The following is a 25,533-nucleotide window of genomic DNA, read 5'->3' as shown; positions in this document are numbered from 1 at the left end:
CATAGCATCGCTCCATCGTGCTGCCAGACTGCACAAAAGGAAATCTCCACCCATGATCGGCGAACGGCTCAAGGAACTGCGCACCGCACGCGGCCTCTCGTTGCGCGAGCTCGCGGCCCAGGCCGGCGTGTCGGCCACCTTGCTGAGCCAGATCGAGCGCGCGGTCACCGACCCGAGCCTCGAGACCCTGCGCCGGCTCGCGGGCGTGTTCGGCGAATCGGTGTCCTCGCTGTTCTCCGACCCCGCGCCGCCCACCGTCTGGGTCAGCCGGCCGGGACGGCGCGCGATGCTCACGGCGCCGCAGGGCCAGGTCGCCTACGAGCGGCTGACCGCCGGCGTGGGCCAGCTCGAGGTGCTGCGCGCGGTGCTGCAGCCGGGCCAGATGTCGGCCGACGAGCCGCGCGGCCATGCCTCGGCCGAGTGCGTCTACGTGGTGGCCGGCGCGCTGGTGGCGCAGGTCGCGGGCGTCGACTACCCGGTGCAGGCCGGCGAGAGCATCTCCTTCGACGCGCGGCTGCCGCACCGCTACATCAACGCCTCGCAGGCGCCGACCGAGATCATCCTGTCGGTGACGCCGCCCAATCCCTGAGCAGGAGCCTCCCATGAGCACACCGACCGATTCCGCCGCCGAGCGCAGCTTCACGCTGCACGACCTGCGCGTCGAGGTGGTCGCGCCCGAGGGCGCGCGCATCTACTGCGGCCAGCCCGGCGACCACTTCGAGCTGCGCGGCGAGATGCTGCACCTGCCGCCGGGGCAGGGCTTCTCGATCTACTCGCTGGGCGCGGTGCTGCCGCTGCTGGCCGCCAAGCAGCGCGCCACCGAGGGCAACGACTGGATGAGCACCGACGCCGAGATCGCCTGCCCCGATCCGAACTGCCCCTCGCGCCTGCGCATCACGCGCATCGGCACGCGCGTCTTCCGCCACGCCGACACCACGGCCGTGGTCCACCCTTCCGACCTTCGACCATGAGCACCGTCCCCCGCACCGAACTCGCCCCCGGCTATTCCATCTCGCGCATGCTCAAGGGCGGCTGGCAGCTCGCCGGCGGCCATGGCGGCATCGACCGCGCCGCGGCCATCGCCGACATGTCGGCCTACTACCAGGCCGGCATCACCACCTTCGACTGCGCCGACATCTACACCGGCGTCGAGGAGCTGATCGGCGAATTCCGCCGCGAGCACCGCGCGCGGCACGGCGCCGACAGCCTCGCGCAGCTGCGCGTGCACACCAAGTTCGTGCCCGACCTCGCGCTGCTGCCGAGCATCGACAAGCAGCAGGTCGAACAGACCATCGACCGCTCGCTGCGCCGCCTCGGCGTGGAGCGGCTCGACCTGGTGCAGTTTCACTGGTGGGACTACCGCGTGCCGCGCTATGTCGAGGTCGCGCACTGGCTGGCCGAACTGCAGCGCGCCGGCAAGATCGAGCTGCTGGGCGGCACCAACTTCGACACGCCGCGCGCGCGCGAGCTGGGCGACGCCGGCCTGCCGCTGCGCAGCATGCAGGTGCAGTACTCGCTGCTCGACCAGCGGCCGCGCGCGCGGCTCGCGCCCTGGTGTGCGCAGGCCGGCGTGAAGCTGTTGTGCTACGGCAGCGTGGCCGGCGGTTTTCTGTCGGAGCGCTGGCTCGGCGTGAGCGAACCGGCCGAGCCGCTCGAGAACCGCTCGCTGGTCAAATACAAGCTGATCATCGACGACTTCGGCGGCTGGGATCTGTTCCAGGCACTGCTGCAAGCCTTGCAGAAGATCGCGCGGCGGCACGGCACCTCGCTGTCGGCGGTCGCAATGCGCTGGGTGCTCGCGCAGCCCGAGGTGGCGGCCGTGATCGTCGGCGTGCGCCGCGGCGACCATCTGCCCGACCACCTGCGCATGCTCGCCTTGGAGCTCGATGCGGCCGACCTCGCGGCGCTCGACGCGGTGCTCGCGCAGCGCCGCCCCGACAGCGGCGACGTCTACGAGGTCGAACGCGACATCGAGGGGCGGCATGGCCGCGTCATGAAGTACGACCTCAACGACAAGCCGCACTGAACAACCCGACCCGGCTCAGTCGCGATCCAGCGGTTTTTCGTACATCCTCAGTTCGGCATAGCCCGTGGCCTCGTCGTGCTCGCGCGAGAAGCGCCATTCGGGCAGCAATGCCAACAACACTTCTGCGGTGGTGCGCACCACGCAGCCCGGCGCCGCATGGCCGCCCCAGACGCGGCCCTGCGCGTCCGCCACGCTGATGTGCAGGTGCGAGCCCGTGGGCGAGAGCGAGCCCGCGAGCGTGAGGATCTCGAGGTCTCCCTCGAGCGCCGTGGGCTCGGGCGCGCCCGCGAAGCGCACGCGCGCGCCGCGCAGGCTGCCGATGCCCGAGAGCACGAAGGCCGCTTCCACCGCCTGCTGCGCGAGCACGCGGTCGAGCGCCGCGCGCAGGTCGTCGCCGGGCGAGAGGCGCAGGGGCAACGTGCGCATCGCGCGACCGGTGTCAGGGCGCGGCGAGCGCGCCGTCGACCACCTGCTGCGCCTCCTCGAGGATGCGCGCCAGGTGCTCCGGGCCCTGGAAGCTCTCGCCGTAGATCTTGTAGATGTTCTCGGTGCCCGAGGGACGCGCCGCGAACCAGCCGTTCTCGGTGATCACCTTCACGCCGCCGATGGCCGCACCGTTGCCGGGCGCATGGCTCAGCACCTCGACGATCTTCTCGCCCGCGAGCTCGGTCGAGCGGACCTGCGCGGGCGACAGGCTCGACAGCCGCTTCTTCTGCTCGACCGTGGCCGCCGCGTCGACGCGGTCGGAGACCGGCCGACCCAGCGCCTGCGTGAGCTCGGCATAGCGCTCGCCCGGATCGCGCCCGGTGCGCGCGGCGATCTCGGCCGACAGCAGCGCCGGCACGATGCCGTCCTTGTCGGTGGTCCAGGCGGTGCCGTCGCGGCGCAGGAAGGTCGCGCCCGCGCTCTCCTCGCCGCCGAAGGCCAGCGAGCCGTCGACCAGCCCGTCGACGAACCACTTGAAGCCCACCGGCACCTCGTAGAGCCGGCGGCCCAGGCGCTGGGCCACGCGGTCGATCATGCGGCTGCTGACCACGGTCTTGCCCACGGCCGCGGCCGCGGGCCAGCCCGGGCGGTGCGTGTAGAGGTAGTCGATCATCACCGCGAGGTAGCTGTTGGGCTGCATCAGGCCGCTGCTGCCCGCCACCACGCCGTGGCGGTCGTGGTCGGTGTCGCAGGCGAAGGCGATGCCGAAGCGGTCCTTGAGCGCGATCAGCTGGTGCATCGCATCGGGCGAGGACGGGTCCATGCGGATGCGGCCATCCCAGTCGAGCGACATGAAGCGGAAGGTCGGGTCGACCTCCTGGCTCAGCACCGTCAGGCGCGAGAGCTTGTAGCGCCCGGCGATCGCGGGCCAGTAGTGCACGCCCGCGCCGCCCAGCGGATCGACGCCCAGCGCGATCGGCACGTCTCGGATGGCGTCCATGTCGAGCACCTGCGCCAGGTCCTCCACATAGGTGTTCAGGTAGTCGTGCCGGTGCGTGGTCGAGGCCTGGAGCGCCTGCGCCAGCGGCAGGCGCTTCACGCCCTGCAGGCCGTTGGCGAGAAAGCCGTTGGCCGCGGCCTCGACCGCCGAGGTGATGTCGGTGCCGGCGGGGCCGCCGTTGGGCGGGTTGTATTTGAAGCCGCCGCTCTCGGGCGGGTTGTGCGAGGGCGTGATCACGATGCCGTCGGCCAGCCCGCTGCTGCGGCCGCGGTTGTAGACCAGGATCGCGTGCGAGACGGCGGGCGTGGGCGTGTATTCGTCGTCCTGCGAGAGCATCAGCTCGACGCCGTTGGCCGCCAGCACCTCGACCGCGCTGTTGAAGGCCGGCGTCGACAGTGCATGGGTGTCGATGCCGAGGAACAGCGGGCCGTCGATGCCCTTCTGGCGCCGGTAGTCGCAGATCGCCTGGCTGATCGCGAGCACGTGCCATTCGTTGAAGCCGTTGTCGAAGGACGAGCCGCGGTGGCCCGAGGTGCCGAAGGCCACGCGCTGCGCGGCCACCGAGGGATCGGGCCGCCCGCTGTAGTAGGCCGAGATCAGCCGCGGCACGTTCACCAGCAGGTCGTGCGGCGCGGGTTGGCCGGGGAGGGCGGCGGGTGCCGCGGTCTTGGAGGCAGGGCTCATCGGGATGTGTCCAGGGTTCGGGAGGAGTCGGCGCCGGGCCGGGTGCGCCTAGGATACGGTGGCGAGCGCCGGCGGCACAGTCGGAGAGGGGCGTGTCTCGCCGCTGGACCCGTTGCCTCGGCGCATGCCAAGATGGCGCAAACGTTTTCCCTCCTGAAACCGGGAGGGAGATCGTGAATTTTGTCGATACTTTTGTTTTCGCTTCCGCGAGATCGCCGAAATTCGCCGTCGCGGCCGACTAAGCTACGCCCCGTTCAAGGAACCCCCGAATGCGCATCCACGGCCGACACTGGCTTTCTCTCGCGGCGCTGCTCCTGCTGGCCGCCGGCTGCCAGGCGCCGCCCAAGGACCGTCCGCTCACCTCCGAAGTGCCGGAGCCGCCGGCCTTCGCGCCGCCGCCCGACAGCTGCCTGGCCGAAGGCGTGCGTTTCGCGCTGGGCCTGCGCGTCACCGCCGCGCTGCTCGAGGAAATGCGCCAGCGCAGCGGCGCGAAGTTCGCGCGCACCGTGCTCGCCACCGACCCGCCCGACCCGGCGCTCGATCCGACCCGGCTCAACGTGAGGGTCGAACCCTCGGGCCGCATCGTGGGGGCGAGCTGCCAATAAGAAGAGAACGCAGAGAGAGCCGAGCCCGCCGCTTCGATCCCGCTTCCCCGTGCCAGGGCACCCATTCGTGAATGCTTTGGTCCTGTTTCGATGCCTCGGTGTTGCGCGAGAACCGCGAACGTAACAATTCGCCCCGCCCGGATCGCTCCACGGTCAGTTTTGAGAGAACAATAGATTGCGATTTTCCGGACTCAGCCCTTTGTCGACCAAGCAACCTCCCGCCATGGCCCTGCCGGATTCCGGACTCAACCGCCTTCCGCCCGATGAGGTGCTGCGCCCGCTGCTGGCCGACTGGGCCCGCGAGGGCAAGCGGCTCGCCATCGTCTGCTTCATCGACCTCGATCGTTTCGCCGACGTGAACCAGCGCCTGGGCATGGCCGGCGGCAACGCCGCGCTCGAGGAAGCGCGCCGCCGGCTCAAGGCCCAGCTGCCGCGCGAGGGCCTGATCGCGCATGTGGGCGGCGACGAGTTCGCGGCCGTGTTCGCGGGCATCGGCAATTCGCAGTGCCACCAGGTGCTCGAGCGCATGCTGACCGCGCTGTCCGAACCCTGGGAATGGCGCGGCCATGCCGTCAGCCTCGAGGCCAGCCTCGGCGCGCGTCTGCTCGACGCCAGCGGTCCGCCGCCCGAGCTCGCGCTGCGCCAGGCCAGCCATGCGGCCTTCTTCGCCAAGCGCGCGGGCGACGGCCGCGTGCATTACTTCGACGCGCCGCAGGCCCATGCCGACGAGCAGATGGTTCGCGCGCGCCAGCGCATCCAGGAAGGCCTGGAGCGCGACGAATTCTTCCTCTGCTACCAGCCCAAGGTCGACATGCAGCGCGGCGTGATGGTCGGCGTCGAGGCGCTGATTCGCTGGCAGCATCCCGAGCGCGGCCTGCTGCAGCCCGGGCAGTTCGTGCCGCTGACCGAGGGCGACGAGCTCGCCGAGCGCATGGGCGACTGGGTGATCGGCGCGGCGCTGCGGCAGGCGCACGAATGGCGCTCGGCCGGCCTGCGCACCGCGATCAGCGTGAACGTGAGCCCGCGCCACATGATGCGCTGGGACTTCGTCGACCGGCTCGCGCAGCATCTGGCGCAGTTCCCCAAGCTCGGCGCCGGCACGCTCGAGCTCGAGATCCTCGAGACCACCGCCATCAGCAAGTTCTCCACCGTGGCCCGTTTCGTCGAGGCCTGCAAGGGCCTGGGCGTGCCGGTGGCCATCGATGACTTCGGCACCGGCTACTCCTCGCTGACCTATCTGCGCCAGCTGCCGGTGTCCTCGGTCAAGATCGACCAGTCCTTCATCCGCGGCATGCTCGAGAGCGAGCAGGACCGCGCGATCGTGCAGGGCATCCTCGCGCTGCTCAAGGCGCTGGGCCGCACGCCCGTGGCCGAGGGCGTCGAGACGCTCGATCTGGGCGAGGCGCTGCTAGAAATGGGCTGCACCTTGGCCCAGGGCTACGGCATCTCGATGCCGCTGTCGGCCTGCGACATCCCGCAGTGGGTCAAGGACTTCGAGCGCGTGCCGCTGTGGGGTCCGCACCAGCACCGCGCGCAGGCGGGGCTGCCCGCGACGGGACCGTCGACCGCGGGCGGCTGAGCCCTCCAACAAAACGAAAGCCGCGCGAGCCCCTCGGGGCCGCGCGGCTTCTTCATGGGCCGTCGCCGATCAGAGCAGCGGCGTGTACGGCGATACCAGCGGCCGCAGCGTCGTGCCCGTGGGCACGCCCAGCGTGCTCGAGCCGTCGAACACGTAGCGCAGGTAGAGGCTGCCGGTGAACTGCCGGTAGTCCTGCGCGTTGTTCAGGCCGATCGAGCCGCCCAGGTACATCTTCGGCGCGAGCTGGTACTCGAGCACCGCGGCGAGGTTGTAGGCCAGGCCGGTCTTCGAGGTCTTCGGATAGCGGCCGTTGTAGATCGTGTTGGTGAGCCCGAGCGCCGCCGCGCCGGCGGCCGCGCGGCCGGCGTCGCCGTTGCGGCTGCTGTCGGTCGGGAAGTAGGGCGCTTCCTTCTGGTTGAAGGCCTGCACGCCCAGCGAGGCATTGACGCGCCACGACAGCCGGTTGTTGCGCCCGCTCCAGTCCACCGGCAGCGCGAGGCTCACGAAGCTCTGCGGGCTGAAGTAGCCGCCATGCCCGAAGGTGTAGTAGCTGAGGTTCTTGTCGTAGCCCATGATGCCGAGGTTGAGCCCCAGCGTGAGCTTGTTGCCCGGTTCGCTCAGCAGGTGGATGTAGCTGCCGCCGCCGATCTCGAAGCGCGAGTTGCTCGCCACGTTCTTGCCCGTGAGGCCATGCAGCGCGCCGTAGCCGTAGAAGCCGTAGGTGCCGTCGTCGTAGCCGATGTCGCCGCGCGCGCCGGTCGCGACCACGCCGCCCCAGCGTTCGCCGGTGCGTTCGTCCTTCGCGCCCGCGAAGGACAGCAGGCTGTCGGTGACCGGCCGGCGCGACAGGTCGGCCTTGTACGACCACGAGTCGCCGAAGGCGCCCTTGAAGCTGACGTTGCCGATCAGGTTGACCTGCTGGAAGCCCAGCGGCGTGGTGCCGATGCTGGCGCCGAAGTTCTTGCCCTCGTAGCCCACGCTCAGGCCCAGGCCCGAGGCGTTCTGCTGGCCGGCCGTGGTGCCGTTGACCAGGCCCGTGAAGGCCGCGCCGGGCCCGCCGCCGAAACGGCTGGCGGTGGCCCAGTCGCCCGCGGGCGAGCCGGCATCGAGGAAGGTGGGCGTGACGCCCACGACGATCTTGCCGTCGCCGACCGGGAAGCGGGCCTCGAACGGAATCTCGAAGTCGGTCAGCCGGCTCAGCCCGGCCTCGCCCGCGCGGTTGCGGAACACGGTGCCGGCGGTGAAGGACACCGAGCGCGCGGCCTCGAGTTCGCGCAGTTCCGCCGCGGCCGAATCGACCGGCGGCTGGGCGCGCGGTGCCGCGTTCCAGCCGAGGTCGGCCGGCGCCGAACCCGGGCGCGGCAGCGGCAGCAGGCCGCCGCCTTGCGCATAGGCCTGCGGCGCCTGGGCATAGACCGGGGGCAGCGATGTCTGCGTGCCGGGCACGGGGTACTGCTGCAACGGCGGTGCGATATAGGCCGTGGCCTGGGGTGTGTTGGCGGTGCGCGCAGCGGTGCGCGTGTTCGCGGCGGGCGCGGCGGTGCCGGTGGTGCGGCGGCCCTTGGCGTTGTTGGCCGCGGGCTGCGTGCCCGTGGGCCACGGCGTCGCGCCCGGATAGGCGGTGTTCGCGGGCGCGGCGGGATAGGCCGGGTACTGCACCGGATTGCTCGTGGGGTAACTGGCGGGGTAGCTGGCGGGATAGGCGGCCGCGGGCGCCGCCGCCGCATAGGCCACCGGCTGCATCCGTGCCTGGGCGAAGGGATTGCCGCCGGCGCCCGCGGGCACCGGCAGCGCGGCGCGCGCGGCGCCGCCGGTCATGCCGGCGAAGGGGTTGGCGGGCGGCAGGCCGCCCGGCACGCCGGGCGCGCCGGGCGAACCGCCGGCCGCGAGCCGGCTGTCGGCCTCGACCGCGGCGCGCAGGTACTGCTCGGCCTTGCGGCTGTCGCCGGCATTGCGGTAGACGCGGCCGGCCGCGGTCAGCACGCGCGATTCGTCGGGCGCCTGCTTGAGCGCGGCCATCACGTAGCTCTCGGCATCGGCATGGTTGCGCTGCGCGCTCGCGCTCGCGGCGGCGGCCAGCAGGGTGTCGAGGTCGGTCGGGCTGCGCTGCAGCACGCGCTGGTAGAGCGCCAGCGCCTGGCCTTCGTCGCGCGCGGCCGAATACAGCCGCGCGAGCGCGGCCAGCGCCTTCGGATCGTCGGGCTGCTCGGCCAGCACCGGCGCCATCGCGTTGTAGGCGGCCTCGAGGTTGCCGGCCTCGCGCAGCGCGTCGGTCTGGCGCAGCGCGTAGGCGATGCGCAGCGCGTCGAAGTCGGCGCGCTGGGACGAGGTCATGCTGGTGCTCGCGAGCTGGCGCAGCACGGCCGACAGCTCGATGTCCTGGCGCGTCTTGAGCAGCACCGAGGCATAGAGCAGGCGGTTGGCCACGGTCGGCGTCGGCGTGCGCGCGAGCAGCTGGCGGCTCATCGCGAGGGCGCGCGGCGCGTCGCCGATGTCGGCATAGGCGCCCGCGAGCTGGCCGAAGATCTCGCTCGGCATGTCGCTGCTCAGCGAGGCCTCGGCCTGGCCCAGCAGCTGGCGCGCGGCGTCGACCTGGCCCTGGCGCGCGAGCGCCTGCGCGCGCTGCGCCTGCGACTGGGCCCAGAGCCGGCGCTGCAGCGCGGCCATCTCGCGGGTGCGCGAGCCGGCCGGGATGCGTTCGAGGTACTGCATGCCGGCGGCCGCGTCGCCGGTCTCGGAGGCCAGCAGGGCGCTCGCGAACAGCGCGTCGGGCATGTCGGGCTGCGACATCAGCAGGCCCTCCATCACGCCGCGTGCCTCCGCCACCAGGCCCTGGCGGCGGTAGATGTTGGCGAGGTCCAGCCGCACCCACGGGCTGTCGGGCGCGGCGAGCATGGCGTCCTCGAGCGTGCGCTGCGCGCCGGCCGCGTCGCCGGCATCGGCCTGCTGCTTGGCCTTGGCGCGTGCCTGCTCGACCTGGATGTCGCGCAGGCCGCCGAGCTGGGCCGCCTGCTCGGGCGTGAGGCGGCGCGAGAGTTCGAGCGCCTCGTCGGCGCGGCCCTGGCGGCCCAGCACGGCGATCAGGCCGCGCAGGGCCTGGCCGTCCGAGGGCTTGCTCTCGAGCACGCGGCGGTAGCCCTGTTCGGCCTGCGGCAGTTCGCCGGCGGCGGCGCGCAGGTCGGCCAGCGCGACCTGGCCCACGGGTTCGCGCGCGTCGATGCGTACCGCGCGCTCGAGCAGCGACTGCGCGCCGCGCAGGTCGTTGCGGCCTTGCGCGGCGCGGGCCTGGTTCACGAGGTTCCAGTAGGTGGCGCTCTGCAGCGCCGAATTCCACTTGGTGTTGCCGCCACGCGCGGCCTGCTCGAGGTACTGCTGCGCCTCGGCGAAGCGCTCCTGGCGCAGCCGCACCAGACCGAGGCCGCCGAGCGCCTCGCTGTCGTCGGCCTTGGCGCGCAGCGCCTGCTGGAAGCGCTGCTCGGCGGTCGCCGGGTCGCCGCGGTCGAGCGCGCGGTAGCCCTCGCCGAGCGGCACGCCCGGGCCGGAGGCCGCGGTCGTGCGGCCGCTCTCGAGCGCCTCGAGGCGCGCGGCCACGGCCGTGTCGTTCTGGTTGTTGGCGAGGAACTCGCGGTACAGCGGCATGTCGGGCGCGCGTGCGTCGAGCCAGATCAGCGCCTGGCGCCAGCTCGCGCGCGCGGCCGCGCCCACGGTCGGCTGCTTCGACAGCTCGGCCAGGCTGCGGATGCCTTCGCGCCGCGTGGCCTCGCTGTAGGTGCGCAGTTGCGCGAGCGCGAGCTTGTAGCTGGCGTTCTCGGGATATTCGCGCACCAGTTGTTCGATGCCGCGGCGGCCTTCGTCGGCGCCCTGCGGCGTGCTGCTCAGCGTCTGGTAGTACTCGAGCGCCAGCGCCTCGGGCGGCGGCCGGTTGTCGAACTGGTCGCGGTAGAGCTGCACCGCCTCGGACGCGCGGCCGGCGCGCGCCGCCGCGCGGGCGCGTTGCAGCAGGCTGCCCTGTCCGGGGTTCTGTGCCTGCTGCTGCAGGCGCGACAGGCGCGGATCGTTGGGCGCGGCCGTGCGCAGCCGCGCGATCCAGCTGCGCGCCGGCTCGGCGTTGCCGCGCGAGAGCTCGACCTGCGCCATGCCGTACATCGCGTCGGCCGACTGCGGGTTGACGCTCAGCAGCTTGCGCCAGCTCTCCTCGGCGAGGTCGGCGCGGCCCTGCGACTGCCAGTAGTTGCCCTGTTCGATCAGGGCGGTGGCGGCGTCGGCCTGCGCATGCGCGGGGTTGGCGGCACCGAGCGTGGCGAACAGGCCCAGGCAGGCCAGCCAGCGCGCGGAGGGCAGGCCCGCCGGAGCGCGGCGCAACCGGGTCGGACGCGGCGATGTCATGCCGTGCGGGTGGGTCGACATAGCAGTCTCCATGAGGTTTGCAGCTGGCCGTTCCGAAGGAACTGGTAGCGCCCGTCGAGCCAGGCCTGGCCGAAGAGCAGCAGCATCTGTTCGTAGTAGGGAAGCAGGGCGGTCGACGGCTGGCCGTCGGCGCGCGAATTGGGCAGGCGCGCCACCTCGGTGGCCAGCGCCTCGGGCTGTTCCTGCGCCTTCAGGTAGGGCAGCATCGCGCCGGCGAAACCCAGCGGACCCATGCCGCGCACGGTGCCGGTGGCGGTGTCGACCAGTTCGGGGATCGGCTGCCGGTCGGCCAGCAGCCGCTTCGGGCCGGACAGGGCCTGCAGCAGCGCACGGCGGTCGGGCGACTGCTCGGGCAGCATGCCGGCCCAGAGGTAGACGCGGATCGCGTCGTAGCTGCCGACCGTGCCCTTCTCGGGATCGGCGACGAAGGCGCGGGCATCTTCGGACCAGGCGCACCAGTCGGGCGAGAAGCCGCGCGGCGCCGTGGCCGCGAGCAGGCGCACCGTGTTGTCGGCCACCGCGGCCCAGGGACCCTGCGGATCGGCATGCTGGAAATAGCGCAGCAGCTGCAGCGGCATGTAGCTCGGGTTGAGCCGCCACACCGAGCCGCTGGCCACCGACTTGGGCCAGGGCAGCAGCATGCGGCCGAAGCCGGACAGCGAGACCACTTCCTCGCGCGCCACCAGCGCCAGCAGGCTGCGGCCCATGCTGGCGTAGCGCGGCTCGTTCCAGAGCCGGCCGGCTTCCATCAGCGCATAGGCGATCCAGAGGTCGGCGTCGGAGGCGGGATTCGGATCGAGCACGCCCCAGCCGCCGCCGGGCTTGCGGCCCCACTGCCAGGCCGGCAGGTTCTTCGCGATGCTGCCGCTGGCGAGGTTGGTCTCGGCCCAGCCCAGCACGCGCGCGAACAGCTCGCGGTCGTTGTGGACCAGCGCGAAGAACATGGCGTAGGACTGGCCCTCGGAGGTCGAGTGCTGCTGCGCCGAGTTGAAGTCGATCACGCGGCCGTCGCGCTGGACATGGCGCACGACGAAGGCGTTCCAGTCGGCCGCGGGATGGCAGGTGGCGGGCATCGGCGCGGCGGGTGGCGCGGAAGGACTGGTCGGCGCGGCCTGCGCGGCCGCGCGCGTGCCGGTCCAGGCCAGCGCGGACGCGGCCATCGCCGCGAACAGCGAGCGGCGCTGCCGGTCGGGAACGGAAGAGGGAAGCGTGGGCTTCGAACCTGGCATCGTGGGGCGGGTCTCCGGGGCGCGGGTCGTCACTTGAGGCGGCGGCGCGCGCGAATCTGCAGGCTGGCATAGGCCACCGCGGCGCCGATCACGGCCAGCAGCACCACCAGGGCCGCCAGCAGCAGCGGGCTGCGCGAGAGGTTCCATTGCAGCCAGGCGATCGGCGGCAGGCGGCCGACGTAGTAGGTGTCGCTGCCGAGCACGCTGTGCACCTGCGCATCGCGCACGATGGCCATGCTGCCCTGCACGCGCTTGAGCAGGTCGGGCGTCATCAGCGCGTTGAGCAGCGCATCCTTCGAGGTGCCGTTGGAGATCGCGGCGACCACGCTGCGGCCGCTGCGCAGCGGCGATTCGAAGCCGGCGAGCACGGCGTCGCGGCCGTCGTCGCTGACCGCGATCTGCATCGAGCCCGGCAAGTCCTCGCGGGTGCGCGCGCCGATCACGAAGTCGATCGCGCTGTCGATCCAGCTCGCGAGCTTGAACTGCGGCGAGCCGTCGCCGCTGCCGTTGGCGGCCGCGGCGCGCTTGAGCGGCATGCGCTCGGCCCACTGGGTGAACAGCGGCTGGTTCTGCAGGTTGCCGATCACCAGCAGGTCCTTGTCGGCCCACTGCGAGACCTCGGCCGAGCGGCCCACCTTCACGCGCAGCACCGGGTAGCCGGTGGCGCGGCCGATCTGGCCCATCAGGCCGAGGTAGGTCTCGGTGTCGGAGGTGTCGGCCTGGTCGGGCAGGATCACCGCGGTGTCCGACAGGTCGGCCATGCGCGAGAACGGGAAGCCGCCGTTGGCGTAGGCCGCGAGCTCGGGCATGGCGATGAAGTGCGGGAAGCCCGAGACGTCGATCTTCGAGGTCGGGTCGATCGAGCCGCGCACGTTGTCGAGCTGCGGAATGCAGCGGCCGGCCACGGGCTCGAAGTAGTAGTGCAGCCGCAGCTGGCTGCGCGGGCCCAGTGCCAGCGGCGGCAGGATCACTTCCTTGCGCTCGGCCAGGGTGCCGTCGGGCATCAGCTTGACGGCCAGCGGGTTGTACCAGCGGTCGCCGGCCGGGTTGGCCGAGCGCAGCGGGATCGCGCCGATGAAGTTCTCGTTGACGTTGACGTTGAGCGTCGACTGGTCGGGCCGCACGCGCGGCGTGTAGCGGTAGAGCAGGTCGAGCGGGATGCCGCGGCTGCGCCAGGTGAACAGGTCGGGCGGCAGCTGCAGGTTGACCCGCACCACGTCGGGGTTGTAGCCGGTCACCGAGAGGTCGGCCGCGGTCGTGAGCTCGCCGAACTGCAGCGGCCGGTCGCTGGGCACCCAGCGCGGCGCGTCGTAGGGCTTGCGCGCCGGCGGCTCCTGGAAGGCGGCGATCGCGCTGGTCGCGCCCGACAGCGCGCGGCTGTTGAGCGCCAGCGAGGCGGCGGCGGTGCGCAGCTCGTTGGCGTCGCGGCCCATCACCAGCAGCAGCTTGGCGGTCGGGTCCTGCGGATGGTCGACCACGGCCAGCGCCGGGCCCTGGATCGAGGGCAACACCAGGCCGGGCAGGCTGGTCTCGGGGGTGGCGAACACCACCGCGTGGCCGCTGGGCAGCTGGCCGCGCGAGACCGGGAACACCGCGCCGCGGTAGTCGGCGAGCGCGCCGAACCACGACGACAGCACGCCCGCGGCCTCGAGCAGCGGGCCCGATTCGGCGCTGCCGAAGACGAAGGGAATGCGCGCGCGGCGCACGTCGCGGCGGTCGAAGAAGGGCTGCGGCAGCGTCGCGAGGTCGTTGGTCAGCTTGAGCGGCGAGACGTTCAGGCGCAAGGTGCTCGAGGCGTCGATGCGCGCCCACAGGCTGGTGTGGGCCGGGTCCTCGCAGTCGCGCGTGTAGTGGCCGATCAGCTCGACGTTGATGCGGTTGAACTCGGTGATCAGGCGCCGGTCGATCGGGATGTCGGCCGTCTGCGGCTTGCCGCCGTCGGCGCGGTTCACCGGCAGGGTCGCGACCAGCACGTCGTTGACCGTCACCTTCAGGTGCGACAGCTCGGGGATCAGCGAGGGCGAGTAGGCGTAGTTGAGGCGGAACGAGGCCGAGGTCACCAGCTCGTCGGCGCGGATGTTGAACGGGATGCCGATGGTGCCGCTGATGCCGCGCAGCTGGATCGCGTAGTCGATGCCCAGCTGCGTGAGGTTGAGCTCGCGCACCGTGCCGCCGGCCGCGGCGGTGCTGGCGACGGGCACCGGCACCGCGGACGCGCCGGGCAGTTGTTGCGGCGGCAGCGCGAGCGTGGGCACGGCGGCCGGCGCGATCGTGGGCACGGTCGCCGGTGCGAAGGCCGGCGCGGCCGCCGCGGGTGCTCCCGGGCGCTGCTGCTGCGTCGAGGCCGTGCCGGCGGCAGTCAGCGCCAGCAGGGCCAGCACGGCGCCAGCGGCCGGACGGAAGGAGGGGGCGGCGCCGCGGCGCGGCGCTTTCGAGGTGATCGTCACGCGGGTTCCTTCTTCGTTCCGACAGAGCGCTTGGGCAGCCGCAGCCGCGAGAGGCCGGCCCGGTAGTAATGGGAGAACATGTCCTTGAAGCCGACCAGGCTGATGCTCGTCAGGTGGGCCAGCACGCGGTGCACGCCCACGCGCGGATGGTTGCCCCAGCGCGCGGCCCAGATGTCGGCGCGCGCGGTCGTGCACTGCACCAGCGCGCGCTCCTGCGCGAAGCTCATCGGCGCGAAGCGGATGCCCAGGCGCTTGCCGTTGCTGAAGCGCACGGTGGCCGGGAAGCGCGATTCCGCGTCGCCGCGGAACAGCGCCACCTCGATCGGTTCGTCGGGCGCCAGCTTGACCTCGGTCGGCAGCTCGAGGCCCAGGCCGCCGGTCGAGAAGTCGAAGGTGTTGCAGCGCATCGAGTGGCCGTTGGCGAAGTACAGCGCCGCCGGCACGTCGAGCGTCACGCGGTGGGCGGCACGCACCTGGCGCGACTCGTTGGCGGCCGCCACGCAGGCGCCGAGGATCATGAGGTTGTAGATGGTCCAGGCCAGGTTCAGCCACACGGTGGCGATGTTCTGCGGATCGACCCAGGTCAGGCGCCAGATGCCGAGCGCCACGCCGATGAAGTTCAGCGCCAGCAGCACCAGGCTGGCCTTCGCGATCGAGGTGTCGAAGTACTGCTCCTGGATCAGGCCGCCCTTGGCCGTCACGTTGAAGCTGCCGAGCTTGGGATTGATCAGCGCCACCAGCGTGGGCCGGAAGATGTACCAGGCCAGCACCGCCTCGTAGACCTCGTTCCACAGCAGGTAGCGGAAACGCCCCTGTATTCGGCTGTTGGTCAGGTTGGCGTGCAGGATGTGCGGCAGCGCGAAGGCGAAGATCATCGATGCCGAGGCGTGGATCACGCTCGCGCCGAAGTACAGGTAGGCCAGCGGCGCCGTCAGGTAGATGAGCCGCGGCAGCCCGTACAGGAAGTGCAGCATCGCGTTCAGGTAGCACAGCCGCTGTGCCCAGTGCAGCCCGCGGCCGAACAGCGGGTTGTCGACGCGGAAGATCTGCGCCATGCCGCGCGCCCAGCGGATGCGCTGGCCCACGTGGCCCGAGAGGCTTTCGGTCGCGAGGCCCGCGGCCTGCGGCAGCGCGAGGTAGGCGGTGTTCCAGCCGCGGCGGTGCATCTTCAGCGCGGTGTGGGCGTCCTCGGTCACGGTCTCGACCGCGATGCCGCCGACTTCCTCGACCGCCGTGCGGCGCAGCACCGCGCACGAACCGCAGAAGAAGCTGGCGTTCCAGAGGTCGTTGCCGTCCTGGATCAGGCCGTAGAACAGCTCGCCCTCGTTGGGCACCGTGCCGAAGGTGTCGAGGTTGCGCTCGAAGGGGTCGGCCGAGAAGAAATAGTGGGGCAGCTGGACCATGGCCAGCTTCGCATCGCGGTTGAACCAGCCCATCGCGATCTGCATGAACGAGCGCGTGGGGATGTGGTCGCAGTCGAAGATCGCGACGAACTCGGCGCTGGTGTTCTTGAGCGCGGCGTTGATGTTGCCGGCCTTGGCGTGGCGGTTGTTGTCGCGCGTGACGTGGGTCACGCCCACGGCATCGCAGAACTCGCGGAACTCGGGGCGCCGGCCGTCGTCGAGCACGTAGATCTTGATCTTGTCGCGCGGCCAGTCGATGGCCTGCGCGGCCAGCACCGTCGGGCGCACCACCGACATCGGCTCGTTGTAGGTCGGGATGAACAGGTCGATGGTCGGCCACTCGGCCGGGTCCGCGGGCAGCGGCGAGGGCTTGCGGCCCAGCGGCCAGGCGGTCTGGACGTAGCCCAGCAGCAGCACCACGAAGGCGTAGAGCTCGGCCATGAGCAGGCCCACGCCCAGCACCAGGTCGACGATGTTGTCCATGTACATCGTCTCGGTGATGCGCCAATAGGTGTAGCGCGAGGAGACGATCACCGACAGCAGCATCAGCACCAGGCCCGCGAAATGGCCGCGGAAGCGGTTCACGAACATCGCGGCCAGGAAGATGCCGACCGACAGCACCAGCTGCTGCTCGAAGGTCATGGGCGCGATGATCAGCGCCGGCGCCGCCGTCAGCAGGACCAGCCAGCCCAGCAGCCGCACCGGCCACAGGCGCAGGAAGGCCGGCGCGGGTCGCGGCGGGCGGTCGGCGCCCAGCGGGGTATCGGGCGAGGGAGGCGGCGCGGAGTCCGCCTCGGATGCCGGCTGCGCCTTGCTGCTGCTCATCGGGACTCCATCTGCCAGGCCGGATCGGCCGCGGGCTGTGCGTGGGCGGTGCGCATCGCGGCGGCCGCGGCGATGCGCGCCAGCAGCCGGTCGGCGCACACCGAGAGGTCCTGCGCCGCCTGGCTCAGGGGCGCGTAGCGGTGCACCGGCAGCGCCGAGGCCAGCGCCTCGGACACCGATTCGTCCTGGTGCAGCACGCCCAGCAGTTCCGACTGCAGGCGCGCGCGCAGCATCTCGAACACGTCGTGGTTGAGCCGGCGGCTCGGCGCCACCTGGTTCACCACGTAGGCGCTGCCGCCGTAGTCGGCGCGCGGGCGGCAGTACTTGTCGACCATGCGCTCGATGATCGGCAGGGTGGCGAAGGAGCCGGCATCGGCCAGCACCGTGACCACGCAGAAGTTCGCCGTGCGCAGTGCCTGCTGCATGTAGACCGTGGGGCCGGGCGGCGTGTCGAGCACCACCAGCGTGTCGTCGGGCAGCGCGAAGCGCGCGAGCGTGTCGCCGAGCCAGCCGGGGTAGCGCGCGAGCTGCTGCTCGAGCTCGATCTGCTGTTCGTCGTCGACCGTGCCGAAGGGCAGCACCACCGTGCCGCCATGGCCGGGGCGCATCGCCTGGGTCCAGGTCAGCTGGCCGGCCGCGACCTCGGCCAGGCCCTCGACGCACTGGTGCGGATCGTTGGCGAGGTGGAAGCGCAGCGCGTTCTGCGGATCGAGGTCGACCGCCAGCACATGGTGGCCGCGTTCGGCGAGCACGGTGCTCAGGTTGGCGGCGACGGTGGTCTTGCCAACACCGCCCTTGGATGAAATGACGGGGATGACGACCATGGTCACGTCGGCCGGCGCCAGCGTGACATGGGGCCCGGCGGAGGCTCGGGGCGCTGCGGTCCCGCCAGGCGCGCGAACAGCGCGTCCAGCTCGGTCGGGCTCCGTGCGTCCGAGGCGGGAGGTGTCGGCGTGGCGATGGAGGGATGGGCCGGGGCGGGCCCCGGGACGAAGGCGGGTGCCGGCCGCGCGGCGGCCCAGGCGGGCACGGGCTGGGCGGGCGGCGGAACGGCCGGTGCGGGGCCGAACGGGCTCGCGAGCGGCGCGGCCGGCCGCGCGGGCGGCATGACCGGGGCCGGAGCCGGCGCGGGGCGAACCGCCACGGGCGGTGCGATGACCGGAGCCGGTGGCGGCACGGGCGCGGCCTGCACGACGGGTTTCACCGGCGGGATTGGCGCAGCGGGCGGCGGCGGCAGCGGAGCCGGCGCTTCGGGCGCGCGCTCGATCGGCGCGCCCGACAGCAACGGCCAGCCGACACGGCCATCGCCGTCGGTCGGCTCGGGCGGTGCGAATTCCTTGTAGACATGCGAATCGCCACCGAACTTGCGGAACAGTCCGGCCACGTCCTCGGCCGAGGGATCGTCGTTGCTCATGGGGAAGACCTCGCCAATCGGAGTTCGATCACCGCGCCGGGCTGCGGATGGGACGGCAGCGCCTGCACCCGCAGCGAGGCGGGCAGGCGCTGGCTGCCGAACCAGGTCTGGTAGACGCCTTCGAAGAAGCCGCTGCTCCAGCCGGTGGATTCGGGGCCGAAAGCCATGGCCAGCGGGCTGCAGGCATGGCGGATGCGCAGGCCGTCGGCCTCTTCGCGCAAGGTGCCGTAGCCCCAGTCGATGCTGTCCCAGCGGGCGTTGAACTCGGCTTCCAGTTCCGCCAGGCTCGCGCAGGGAGGCACCGGAAAGGTGCGCGCCACGTTCTCGCCGATCCGGAAGAAAAGCTGGTGCAGATCCTCGGGCGGAAGCCCGGCGGCGAGCTCGGCTGCCATGCCGCGATTGAATGCGAGCCACTGCGCGCTGCAGGCCCGGCGTTCAAAGTGTTCGATGACCCCGTTTGTTTCTTCCATGCTGGGGCATTCTCTGGGAATGGTTAACGATTGACAACAATCGTTTACTGAGTTGGTATTAGTTCACGGCTGATTGTCGGGAATTCGTGACGAAGCAGTCGCTTTCCGGTCTGTTCCGTTCTGTGCGGTTCGCGGCCGTTCGCTCCAAGGCGGGTCGTCGCTTCGAACTGGTAACTTAGGCGTTACGTATTCGTCAGCCAAATGGATTCGCTGGATCGGGGGTTTCCCCAGGAACCGTGAATTAGTGGGCTTTTCGCGGTCGCACCGGCTTTTTTCATGGGCTGGCGGGTTGGCGATGAATTCCTATCGATGTCGAGAGTCGGCCGGTTCAGCCCGACATGCGCTCGGCCGGCGCGGAGCCCGCCCGGACCACGCCGCGCCCCGCCGTCTTGGCCGCATAGCAGGCCTCGTCGGCCGCATGCAGCCAGGCGTCCACGCTCAGGGTCTGCGGCGTGAGGCTGGCCACGCCGATGCTCGCGCCGATGCGCAGGTCCGCGGGCAGCGAGGGCATGGCGATCTCGGCGATCGAGGTCACGATGGCCTCGGCCACGCGCACCGCATCGGCATGGCGGCAGCGCTCGAGCAGCAGCACGAACTCGTCGCCGCCCAGCCGCGCCGCGAGGTCGCCCGCGCGCACCCGCGAGGCGATGGCGCGGGCGGCCGCGCGCAGCATGGCGTCGCCGGTCAGGTGGCCGCCGGTGTCGTTCACGCGCTTGAAGTTATCGAGATCGATGAAGACCATGGCGGCCGGCATGGTGCCCGGCAGGCCCGCGATCAGCCGCTGCGCATGGGCCTCGAAGCGCTGGCGGTTGGCCAGCCCGGTCAGGCTGTCGTGCGCGGCCGACCACTCGAGCGCCGCCTGGGTGCGGCGCTGCTGGTCGATGTCGGTCAGGATCCAGATCGTGCCGAGTTCCATGCGCGCCGCGTCCACCGGCTTGCTGCGCAGCCGGGCCCAGAAGCGGCTGCCGTCGGGCCGCTGCACCTGGCATTCGCCCACGTAGGCCTGGTCGGCGCCGAAGGCCAGCGCCTCGAGCGCGGCCAGCGGGGTCTCGCCGGGCTCGGGCGGCACCAGCACCTTGCCGGTCGAGCGGCCCAGCAGGTCCTCGCGCGCGCAGCCCAGCAGCCGGCAGAGCTCATCGCTCGCGAGGTCGAAGCGGCCGTCGCGCACCAGCGCGATGCCGACCGGCGCCGCGCGCATCACCGAGCCGAGCTTGGCGATGCTCTCGCTGTTGAGGCGCTCGAGCTCGGCGCGCTGGATGCCCACGCGCCGCAGCACGTTGCCGAGCTGGCCGATCTCGCCGCCCGCGCGCGGCCAGCCATCGGCCGCGCCCATGCTGCCGTCGAACAGGTGCTGGGCGCGCCGTTCCAGCAGCCGCAGCGGCCGCAGGCCCCACCACAGCAGGCCGAGCAGTCCCAGCGCCAGCGGCAGGCCGATCAGGCCGGCCCAGCGCAGCGACTGCGCGCGCGCGGCGGCGAAGGGCGCGGTCAGCTCCGACTGGGGCCGGGCACGCCACACCATCCAGTCGGGCCCGGCCACGCCGGCGGCGCTGGCGATCTCGCCGGGCTGCGGCAGCGCCACGCCCGCGGGTTCCATCGGACTGCGCTCGGCGGTCCAGGCCTTGAAGGCCTGGGCCAGGCGCGGCTCGTCGGCGAGCGAGCCCATGATGCGGCTGTGGTCGGGGTGCGCGAGCACGCGGCCGTCGAGCGTGGTGACGACCAGCAGCGCGCTGTCGTCGCCGGCCTGCGGGTCGACCAGGCCGTCGAGCAGGTCGCGGCTGGACAGCCGCAGCACCCCGCCGAACACCGCGTAGATGCCCGACGCATTGCGCGCGGGCTGGGTGAAGACCACGATCGGCTCGCCAGACAGCGGGCCGCTCAGCGGTTCCGACACGATCGCCCGGCCCTCGGCCAGGGTGCGGCGGAAGTAGTTGCGCTGGGTCAGCGGCAGCGGCGGGCGCGAGACGCCGGTCTCGGCATCGACCAGGATGCGCACCTCGCCGTCGGGCCGCGCGATGTAGAGCACGGTGAAGAGCCCGCGCAGGATCGGCTTGCTGTCCATGAAGCGCGCGAGCGCCGCGGGGTCGTTCAGCGTGGCCTCGTCGAGCGATTCGGAAACCGACAGCAGCGCGCGCTGCAGCTGGACCACGCTGCGCGAGAGCAGGGCGGCGGTACGGGCCGACTCGCCGAGTTCGCGCTGCTGCTGCGCGGCGAGCAGGTCGCGTTCGGCGATGCCCAGCAGCACGCTGGTGCTCAGTGCGATGCCCACGGCCAGCGCCACGATGCCGCCCAGGGTGAGGCGGACCTTGAGCGATCCGAACACGCGCTCGAGGCGCCCGCGTGGCCGGCCGATCATCAGCTCATCCGTGCGGTCGCCCGCTGCGCCCGCGCTTGTCCAGGTACATCGCGGCATCGGCCAGGCGCAGCGCCTCCTCGGCCGTGGTGAAGCGCGGATCGACCGACACCGCGCCCACGCTGGCGCCTTCGTAGCCGATACGGACCGTGCCGAGATGGAAATCGCCGACCGTGGCCGCCGCCACGCGCTGGCCGAGCGCCTCGGCCGCGGCCGGCGACTCGCCGCCCGCGAGCGCGGGGCCCGGGCCGACCACCACGAACTCGTCGCCGCCCAGGCGCGCCAGCAGGTCGCCGGCGCGCAGCGTGGCGTGCAGCCGGCGCGCGATCTCCACCAGGAAGTCGTCGCCGGTCTCGTGGCCGTGCACGTCGTTGATCTTCTTGAAGCCGTCGAGGTCGACGAAGGCGACCAGCACGCCGGTGCCGTCGCGCTGGCCCTGCGCCAGCAGGCGGCGCAGCCCGTCGAGGAAGGCGCGCCGGTTCGGCAGGCCGGTCAGGGCGTCGGTCGCGGCATGGGTGGCGAGCTCGGCGTTGGCCTCCGACAACTGCTGGAACAGCCGCTCGCGCTCGACCTGGTGGCCGATCAGCCGCGCGAACAGGCCCAGCACGTTGCTGGCATTGGCCGGCAGCGGCTGGCGCTCGCCGCTGGCCGCGCACAGCGTGCCGTAGAGGCCGCCGCTGTCGGTGCGCACCGGGGTGCTCACATAGGTCTGGATGCCGAGCTCGCGCGCGGCGTCCGAATCACCCCAGCATTCGGCGACGTTGTCGGTGTAGACGCGGCCCTCGTCGAGGGCGCGCTTGCACAAGGTGTCGCCCCAGGGCACCGCAAGGCCTTCGGGAATCTGCAGCTGGCGCACGTTGCGCGCGTAGAGGATGTGCTGGAGCCCGTGCTCCAGGTCGATGCGCGTGAGATAGGTCGATTCCAGGCCGGTCACGGCCTCGAGCATCTCGAGCATGGGACGGGTCAGATCCTCGAGGGTCCTGGCCGACGATACGGAACTCGAAAGCTGGGTCAGCAATGTGTCCATGGGGTCCATTCTGCCTTTTGGACAGAAAAAAGAAACATTTGGTATTCAATTCACAGGAATCTGTGAACTTTTGTCGCGAATCTGGCCCGGCGGAGCGGGCCGCCGGGCTGGCCATTCAGGCCTCCAGGGCTTCCATCAGCTCGGTCTCGATCGCGGCCTGCGTGCGCTGGCCTTGCAGTTCGGGACCGCTGATGAGGAAGCTGTCTTCCACGCGCTCGCCCAGGGTCGTGACCTTGGCGAGCTGCAGGTTCAGGTGGTGCCGCGCGAGCACGCGGGCCACCGAATAGAGCAGGCCGGCGCGGTCGCTGGCCGAGATGCTGAGCACCCAGCGCTGCGCCTTCTCGTCGGGCACCAGGCTGATGCGCGGCTTGATCGGGAAGCTGCGCACCCGGCGCGACACCCGGCCCATGCTCGGCGCCGGCAGGGCGCCGGCCTCGGTCAGGGTCTGCGCGAGCCCGGTCTCGACCATGTTGATCAGGTCGCGGTAGTGGTCGGGCAGGAAGGTGGTCACCACCTGGAAGGTGTCGAGCGCGTAGCCGTTGCTCGTGGTGTGGACCTTGGCGTCGAGGATGCTGAACGAGGCCTGGTCGAAATAGCCGCAGATGCGCGCGAACAGGTCGGGCTGGTCGGGCGTGTAGACCACCACCTGCAGCCCTTCGCCCACCGGCGACAGGTGCGCGCGCACCACCGGCGGCGCGGCCGGGTCGATCGGCACGTTCTTCGGCGGCACGAAGCGCGACAGCTGCATCGCGTGCCAGGCGATCTCGCTGGCGTCGTGGCGCATGAAGTAGCCCACGTCGAGCGTGTCCCACAGCGCCTTGTGCGCCTCGAAGCGCTGGGCATGCAGCGCCAGTTGCACCAGCGCCTCGCGTTTGCGCGACTCGACCTCGGTGTCGGGATCGGGCATGCGCCCGCCGAGCGCGCGCAGGGTGTAGCGGTAGAGGTCCTCGAGCAGCTTGCCCTTCCAGGCATTCCACACGCGCGGCGAGGTGCCGCGGATGTCGGCCACGGTCAGCAGGTAGAGCGCCGTGAGGTAGCGCTCGTTACCCACGCGCTTCGCGAAGGCGCCGATCACCTCGGCGTCGCTCAGGTCCTGCTTCTGCGCCACCTGGCTCATCACCAGGTGCTCGGAGACCAGGAACTCGATGAGCTTCGAGTCTTCGCGCGAGATGCCGTGCTGCTTGCAGAAGCGCGCCACGTCGCGCGCGCCCAGCGTGGAATGGTCGCCGCCGCGGCCCTTGGCGATGTCGTGGAACAGCGCGGCCACGTACAGCAGCCAGGGCTTGTCCCAGCCGGCCGCGAGCTGCGAGCAGAACGGGTACTCGTGGGCATGCTCGGCGATGAAGAAGCGCCGCACGTTGCGCAGCACCATCAGGATGTGCTGGTCGACCGTGTAGACGTGGAACAGGTCGTGCTGCATCTGCCCCACGATGCTGCGGAACACGCGCAGGTAGCGCCCCAGCACCGAGGTCTGGTTCATCAGCCGGAAGGCATGCGTGATGCCGTAGGGCTGCTGCAGCGTCCGCATGAAGGTCTCGTGGTTCGCCGGATCGTTGCGGAACTTGCTGTCCATCACGTGGCGCGCGTTGTAGAGCGCGCGCAGCGTGCGCGCCGACAGGCCCTTCACCCCGATGGTCTTCTGGTAGAGCAGGAAGGTCTCGAGGATGGCGTGCGGCTCGCTCTCGTAGAGGTCGTCGCGCGCGATCTCGATCAGCCCGGCGCGCTCGAAGAAGCGCTCGTTGATCGGCGTCGGCAGCTCGTCCACCGGCTGCAGCCGCTCCGAGATGTTGAGCAGCAGGATCTGGTTGAGCTGCGAGACCGCCTTGGCGGCCCAGTAGTAGCGCCGCATCAGCGCCTCGCTCGACTTGCGCTGCGACTCGCTCACGTAGCCGAAGCTCGCGGCCACCGCGGTCTGCAGGTCGAACACCAGCCGGTCCTCGCGCCGGTTCGCGATCACGTGCAGCCGCGCGCGGATCAGCGACAGCAGCGCCTCGTTGCGCTTGATCTGCTGCGCCTCGAACGGCGTGGCCAGGCCGTTGCGCGCCAGGTCGTCCCAGCGGCTGCCGAAACCCGCGGCCTTGGCGACCCAGAGGATGGTCTGCAGGTCGCGCAGGCCGCCCGGCGACTCCTTGCAGTTGGGCTCGAGCGCGTAGGGCGTGTTGTCGAACTTCTGGTGCCGGTGCCGCATCTCCTGCGACTTGGCGATGAAGAAGGCCTGCGGGTCGATCACCGTGCCGAATTGCTTGCGGAAGGTGGCGAACAGCTTCTTGTCGCCCGCGATCAGCCGCGCCTCGAGCAGCGAGGTCTGGACCGTGACGTCCTTCTCGGCCTCGGCCAGGCATTCCTCGATCGTGCGCACGCTCGAGCCGATCTCCAGGCCCGCGTCCCAGCACTGGCCGATGAAGGCCTCGAGCCGCGCCGGCTCGACCGCCTGCTCGCCGCCCTCGGGCGGCAGCAGCAGCAGCACGTCGACGTCCGAGTAGGGGAACAGCTCGCCGCGGCCGTAGCCGCCGACCGCCACCAGCGCCAGGCCGTCGCCGAAATCGGCGTCCTGCCACAGCGTCTGCAGGTTCTCGTCGGCCAGCGCCGCGAGCTGGCGCAGCACCGTGTGCACGCTGCGCGTGGGCGCGCGCGCGAAGCGCAGGGTCTCGAAAAGGGCGAGCTTCTTCGCGCGGTAGGCTTCGCGCAGCGTCGCGACGTCGTGTCGGGCGGCTTCGATCATGGCGGTGGGGTGGCGCGGCCGGCCGCGCGACTCATGTCTTGATGGCGCTCACGAACGAGGGCAGCGGCGGGCTGCCCTCGGACAGGGTCAGCACCTCGTAGCCCGTCTCGGTGACCAGCACCGTGTGTTCCCACTGGGCCGAGAGCGAGTGGTCGCGCGTGACGATGGTCCAGCCGTCGTACTGCCCGCCCTTGAAGTCTTCCTTCACGTCGCGCTTGCCGGCGTTGATCATCGGCTCGATGGTGAAGATCATGCCGGGCTTGAGTTCTTCCATGGTGCCCGGGCGGCCGTAGTGCAGCACCTGCGGTTCCTCGTGGAAGCGCTGGCCCACGCCGTGGCCGCAGAACTCGCGCACCACCGAGAAGCCCTGGCCCTCGGCGAACTTCTGGATCGCATGGCCCACGTCGCCCAGGTGGGCGCCGGGGCGCACCTGCAGGATGCCGTGCCACATGGCCTCGAAGGTGATGTGGCACAGGCGCTTGGCCGCGATCGAGGCGTCGCCCACGACGTACATGCGGGAGTTGTCGCCGAACCAGCCGTCCTTGATGACGGTGACGTCGACATTCATGATGTCGCCCTTCTTCAGGGGCTTGTCGTTCGGGATGCCGTGGCACACCACGTGGTTGACCGAGGTGCACAGCGACTTGGGGAAGGGGACGCTGCTGGCGCCCATGTAGCCCACCGTGGCCGAGGTGGTGCCCTGCTTGACCATGTACTCGGCGGCCAGGCGGTCGACGTCGTTGGTCGTGATGCCGGGCTTGATGAAGGGCGTGAGGTAGTCCAGCACCTCGGACGCGAGGCGGCAGGCGACGCGCATGGCGGCGATGCCCGCGGCGTCTTTGTAGGTAATGCTCATGCGTGGAATTATCCCATCCGGCCGAAGAAATCGGCGCTGGCACGGGCTCTGGCCGGCGGGGCG

At 71.3% G+C, this 25,533-nt stretch carries 18 protein-coding genes; 5 read left to right on the top strand and 13 right to left on the bottom strand.

Going from position 1 to position 25,533, the window contains the following annotated elements:
- Positions 1–52 precede the first annotated feature (52 nt).
- The 3 genes from INQ48_16495 to INQ48_16485 are packed head-to-tail and all read left to right on the top strand — an operon-like array spanning position 53 to position 2,026.
- A complete protein-coding gene (locus tag INQ48_16495) occupies positions 53–589 on the top strand; it encodes a cupin domain-containing protein (protein ID QRF55031.1) in 537 nt (178 codons plus the stop codon).
- A gap of 13 nt (positions 590–602) precedes the next feature.
- Positions 603–971 carry a TIGR04076 family protein gene (locus INQ48_16490; protein ID QRF55030.1) on the top strand — a complete coding sequence of 123 codons (369 nt, stop codon included), beginning with the start codon at positions 603–605 and terminating at the stop codon, positions 969–971.
- Positions 968–2,026, top strand: coding sequence for an aldo/keto reductase (locus INQ48_16485; GenBank protein ID QRF55029.1), 1,059 nt, complete (start codon positions 968–970; stop codon positions 2,024–2,026). Before INQ48_16490 ends, INQ48_16485 begins: the two co-directional genes overlap by 4 nt.
- Before the next feature lie 15 nt (positions 2,027–2,041).
- On the opposite strand, the gene INQ48_16480 is transcribed toward INQ48_16485, so the two are convergent.
- Together INQ48_16480 and INQ48_16475 are read right to left on the bottom strand one after the other, a co-directional pair.
- Positions 2,042–2,452: a DNA-binding protein gene (locus INQ48_16480; GenBank protein ID QRF55028.1), complete on the bottom strand. Its 411-nt coding sequence runs from the start codon at positions 2,450–2,452 to the stop codon at positions 2,042–2,044.
- Positions 2,453–2,465: 13 nt separating this feature from the next.
- On the bottom strand, positions 2,466–4,136 hold the full coding sequence (locus INQ48_16475) for an alpha-D-glucose phosphate-specific phosphoglucomutase (GenBank protein ID QRF55027.1): 1,671 nt from the start codon (positions 4,134–4,136) through the stop codon (positions 2,466–2,468).
- 269 nt (positions 4,137–4,405) lie between these two features.
- On the opposite strand from INQ48_16475, the gene INQ48_16470 reads away from it, so the two are divergent.
- Positions 4,406–4,741, top strand: a complete 336-nt coding sequence (locus tag INQ48_16470) for a hypothetical protein (protein QRF55026.1) — start codon at positions 4,406–4,408, stop codon at positions 4,739–4,741.
- 223 nt (positions 4,742–4,964) lie between these two features.
- Positions 4,965–6,320, top strand: coding sequence for a GGDEF domain-containing protein (locus tag INQ48_16465; GenBank protein QRF55025.1), 1,356 nt, complete (start codon positions 4,965–4,967; stop codon positions 6,318–6,320).
- 69 nt (positions 6,321–6,389) lie between these two features.
- On the opposite strand, the gene INQ48_16460 is transcribed toward INQ48_16465, so the two are convergent.
- From INQ48_16460 to map, 11 genes are all read right to left on the bottom strand, one after another.
- Positions 6,390–10,727 (bottom strand): BCSC C-terminal domain-containing protein, encoded by a 4,338-nt coding sequence (locus INQ48_16460; protein QRF55024.1) that lies wholly within the window; start codon positions 10,725–10,727, stop codon positions 6,390–6,392.
- Complete coding sequence (gene bcsZ / locus INQ48_16455; protein QRF55023.1) at positions 10,703–11,956, bottom strand: cellulase; 1,254 nt, start codon at positions 11,954–11,956, stop codon at positions 10,703–10,705. Before bcsZ ends, INQ48_16460 begins: the two co-directional genes overlap by 25 nt.
- A gap of 29 nt (positions 11,957–11,985) precedes the next feature.
- Positions 11,986–14,319, bottom strand: coding sequence for a cellulose biosynthesis cyclic di-GMP-binding regulatory protein BcsB (locus tag INQ48_16450; GenBank protein ID QRF60764.1), 2,334 nt, complete (start codon positions 14,317–14,319; stop codon positions 11,986–11,988).
- An 80-nt stretch (positions 14,320–14,399) separates the two neighbouring features.
- Entirely contained in the window at positions 14,400–16,562 is a 2,163-nt protein-coding gene (gene bcsA / locus INQ48_16445; GenBank protein ID QRF60763.1) for a UDP-forming cellulose synthase catalytic subunit, read from the bottom strand.
- A gap of 65 nt (positions 16,563–16,627) precedes the next feature.
- Positions 16,628–17,455, bottom strand: a complete 828-nt coding sequence (gene yhjQ, locus INQ48_16440; GenBank protein QRF55022.1) for a cellulose synthase operon protein YhjQ — start codon at positions 17,453–17,455, stop codon at positions 16,628–16,630.
- A 2-nt stretch (positions 17,456–17,457) separates the two neighbouring features.
- On the bottom strand, positions 17,458–18,045 hold the full coding sequence (locus INQ48_16435) for a hypothetical protein (protein ID QRF55021.1): 588 nt from the start codon (positions 18,043–18,045) through the stop codon (positions 17,458–17,460).
- On the bottom strand, positions 18,042–18,515 hold the full coding sequence (locus INQ48_16430) for a hypothetical protein (protein ID QRF55020.1): 474 nt from the start codon (positions 18,513–18,515) through the stop codon (positions 18,042–18,044). Before INQ48_16430 ends, INQ48_16435 begins: the two co-directional genes overlap by 4 nt.
- 328 nt (positions 18,516–18,843) lie before the next feature.
- On the bottom strand, positions 18,844–20,868 hold the full coding sequence (locus INQ48_16425; GenBank protein QRF55019.1) for a diguanylate cyclase: 2,025 nt from the start codon (positions 20,866–20,868) through the stop codon (positions 18,844–18,846).
- Between the two features lie 4 nt (positions 20,869–20,872).
- Entirely contained in the window at positions 20,873–21,892 is a 1,020-nt protein-coding gene (locus INQ48_16420) for a sensor domain-containing diguanylate cyclase (GenBank protein ID QRF55018.1), read from the bottom strand.
- A gap of 115 nt (positions 21,893–22,007) precedes the next feature.
- A complete protein-coding gene (locus INQ48_16415; protein ID QRF55017.1) occupies positions 22,008–24,614 on the bottom strand; it encodes a [protein-PII] uridylyltransferase in 2,607 nt (868 codons plus the stop codon).
- Positions 24,615–24,645: 31 nt separating this feature from the next.
- Positions 24,646–25,470 carry a type I methionyl aminopeptidase gene (gene map, locus INQ48_16410; protein QRF55016.1) on the bottom strand — a complete coding sequence of 275 codons (825 nt, stop codon included), beginning with the start codon at positions 25,468–25,470 and terminating at the stop codon, positions 24,646–24,648.
- Positions 25,471–25,533 lie beyond the last annotated feature (63 nt).

This window comes from Variovorax paradoxus (assembly GCA_016806145.1).
In the GTDB taxonomy this organism is placed as follows: Bacteria; Pseudomonadota; Gammaproteobacteria; order Burkholderiales; family Burkholderiaceae_C; genus Variovorax.
The sequence above is the reverse complement of the archived record's forward strand: the minus strand, read 5'-3'. Positions and strand labels throughout refer to the sequence as shown.

Coding starts and splice junctions, on each gene's coding strand:
- INQ48_16495 (QRF55031.1), top strand. CDS start 53: ATGATCGGCGAACGGCTCAAGGAACTGCGCACCGCACGCGGCCTCTCG.
- INQ48_16490 (QRF55030.1), top strand. CDS start 603: ATGAGCACACCGACCGATTCCGCCGCCGAGCGCAGCTTCACGCTGCAC.
- INQ48_16485 (QRF55029.1), top strand. CDS start 968: ATGAGCACCGTCCCCCGCACCGAACTCGCCCCCGGCTATTCCATCTCG.
- INQ48_16480 (QRF55028.1), bottom strand. CDS start 2,452: ATGCGCACGTTGCCCCTGCGCCTCTCGCCCGGCGACGACCTGCGCGCG.
- INQ48_16475 (QRF55027.1), bottom strand. CDS start 4,136: ATGAGCCCTGCCTCCAAGACCGCGGCACCCGCCGCCCTCCCCGGCCAA.
- INQ48_16470 (QRF55026.1), top strand. CDS start 4,406: ATGCGCATCCACGGCCGACACTGGCTTTCTCTCGCGGCGCTGCTCCTG.
- INQ48_16465 (QRF55025.1), top strand. CDS start 4,965: ATGGCCCTGCCGGATTCCGGACTCAACCGCCTTCCGCCCGATGAGGTG.
- INQ48_16460 (QRF55024.1), bottom strand. CDS start 10,727: ATGTCGACCCACCCGCACGGCATGACATCGCCGCGTCCGACCCGGTTG.
- bcsZ (QRF55023.1), bottom strand. CDS start 11,956: ATGCCAGGTTCGAAGCCCACGCTTCCCTCTTCCGTTCCCGACCGGCAG.
- yhjQ (QRF55022.1), bottom strand. CDS start 17,455: ATGGTCGTCATCCCCGTCATTTCATCCAAGGGCGGTGTTGGCAAGACC.
- INQ48_16435 (QRF55021.1), bottom strand. CDS start 18,045: ATGAGCAACGACGATCCCTCGGCCGAGGACGTGGCCGGACTGTTCCGC.
- INQ48_16430 (QRF55020.1), bottom strand. CDS start 18,515: ATGGAAGAAACAAACGGGGTCATCGAACACTTTGAACGCCGGGCCTGC.
- INQ48_16425 (QRF55019.1), bottom strand. CDS start 20,868: ATGATCGGCCGGCCACGCGGGCGCCTCGAGCGCGTGTTCGGATCGCTC.
- INQ48_16420 (QRF55018.1), bottom strand. CDS start 21,892: ATGGACACATTGCTGACCCAGCTTTCGAGTTCCGTATCGTCGGCCAGG.
- INQ48_16415 (QRF55017.1), bottom strand. CDS start 24,614: ATGATCGAAGCCGCCCGACACGACGTCGCGACGCTGCGCGAAGCCTAC.
- map (QRF55016.1), bottom strand. CDS start 25,470: ATGAGCATTACCTACAAAGACGCCGCGGGCATCGCCGCCATGCGCGTC.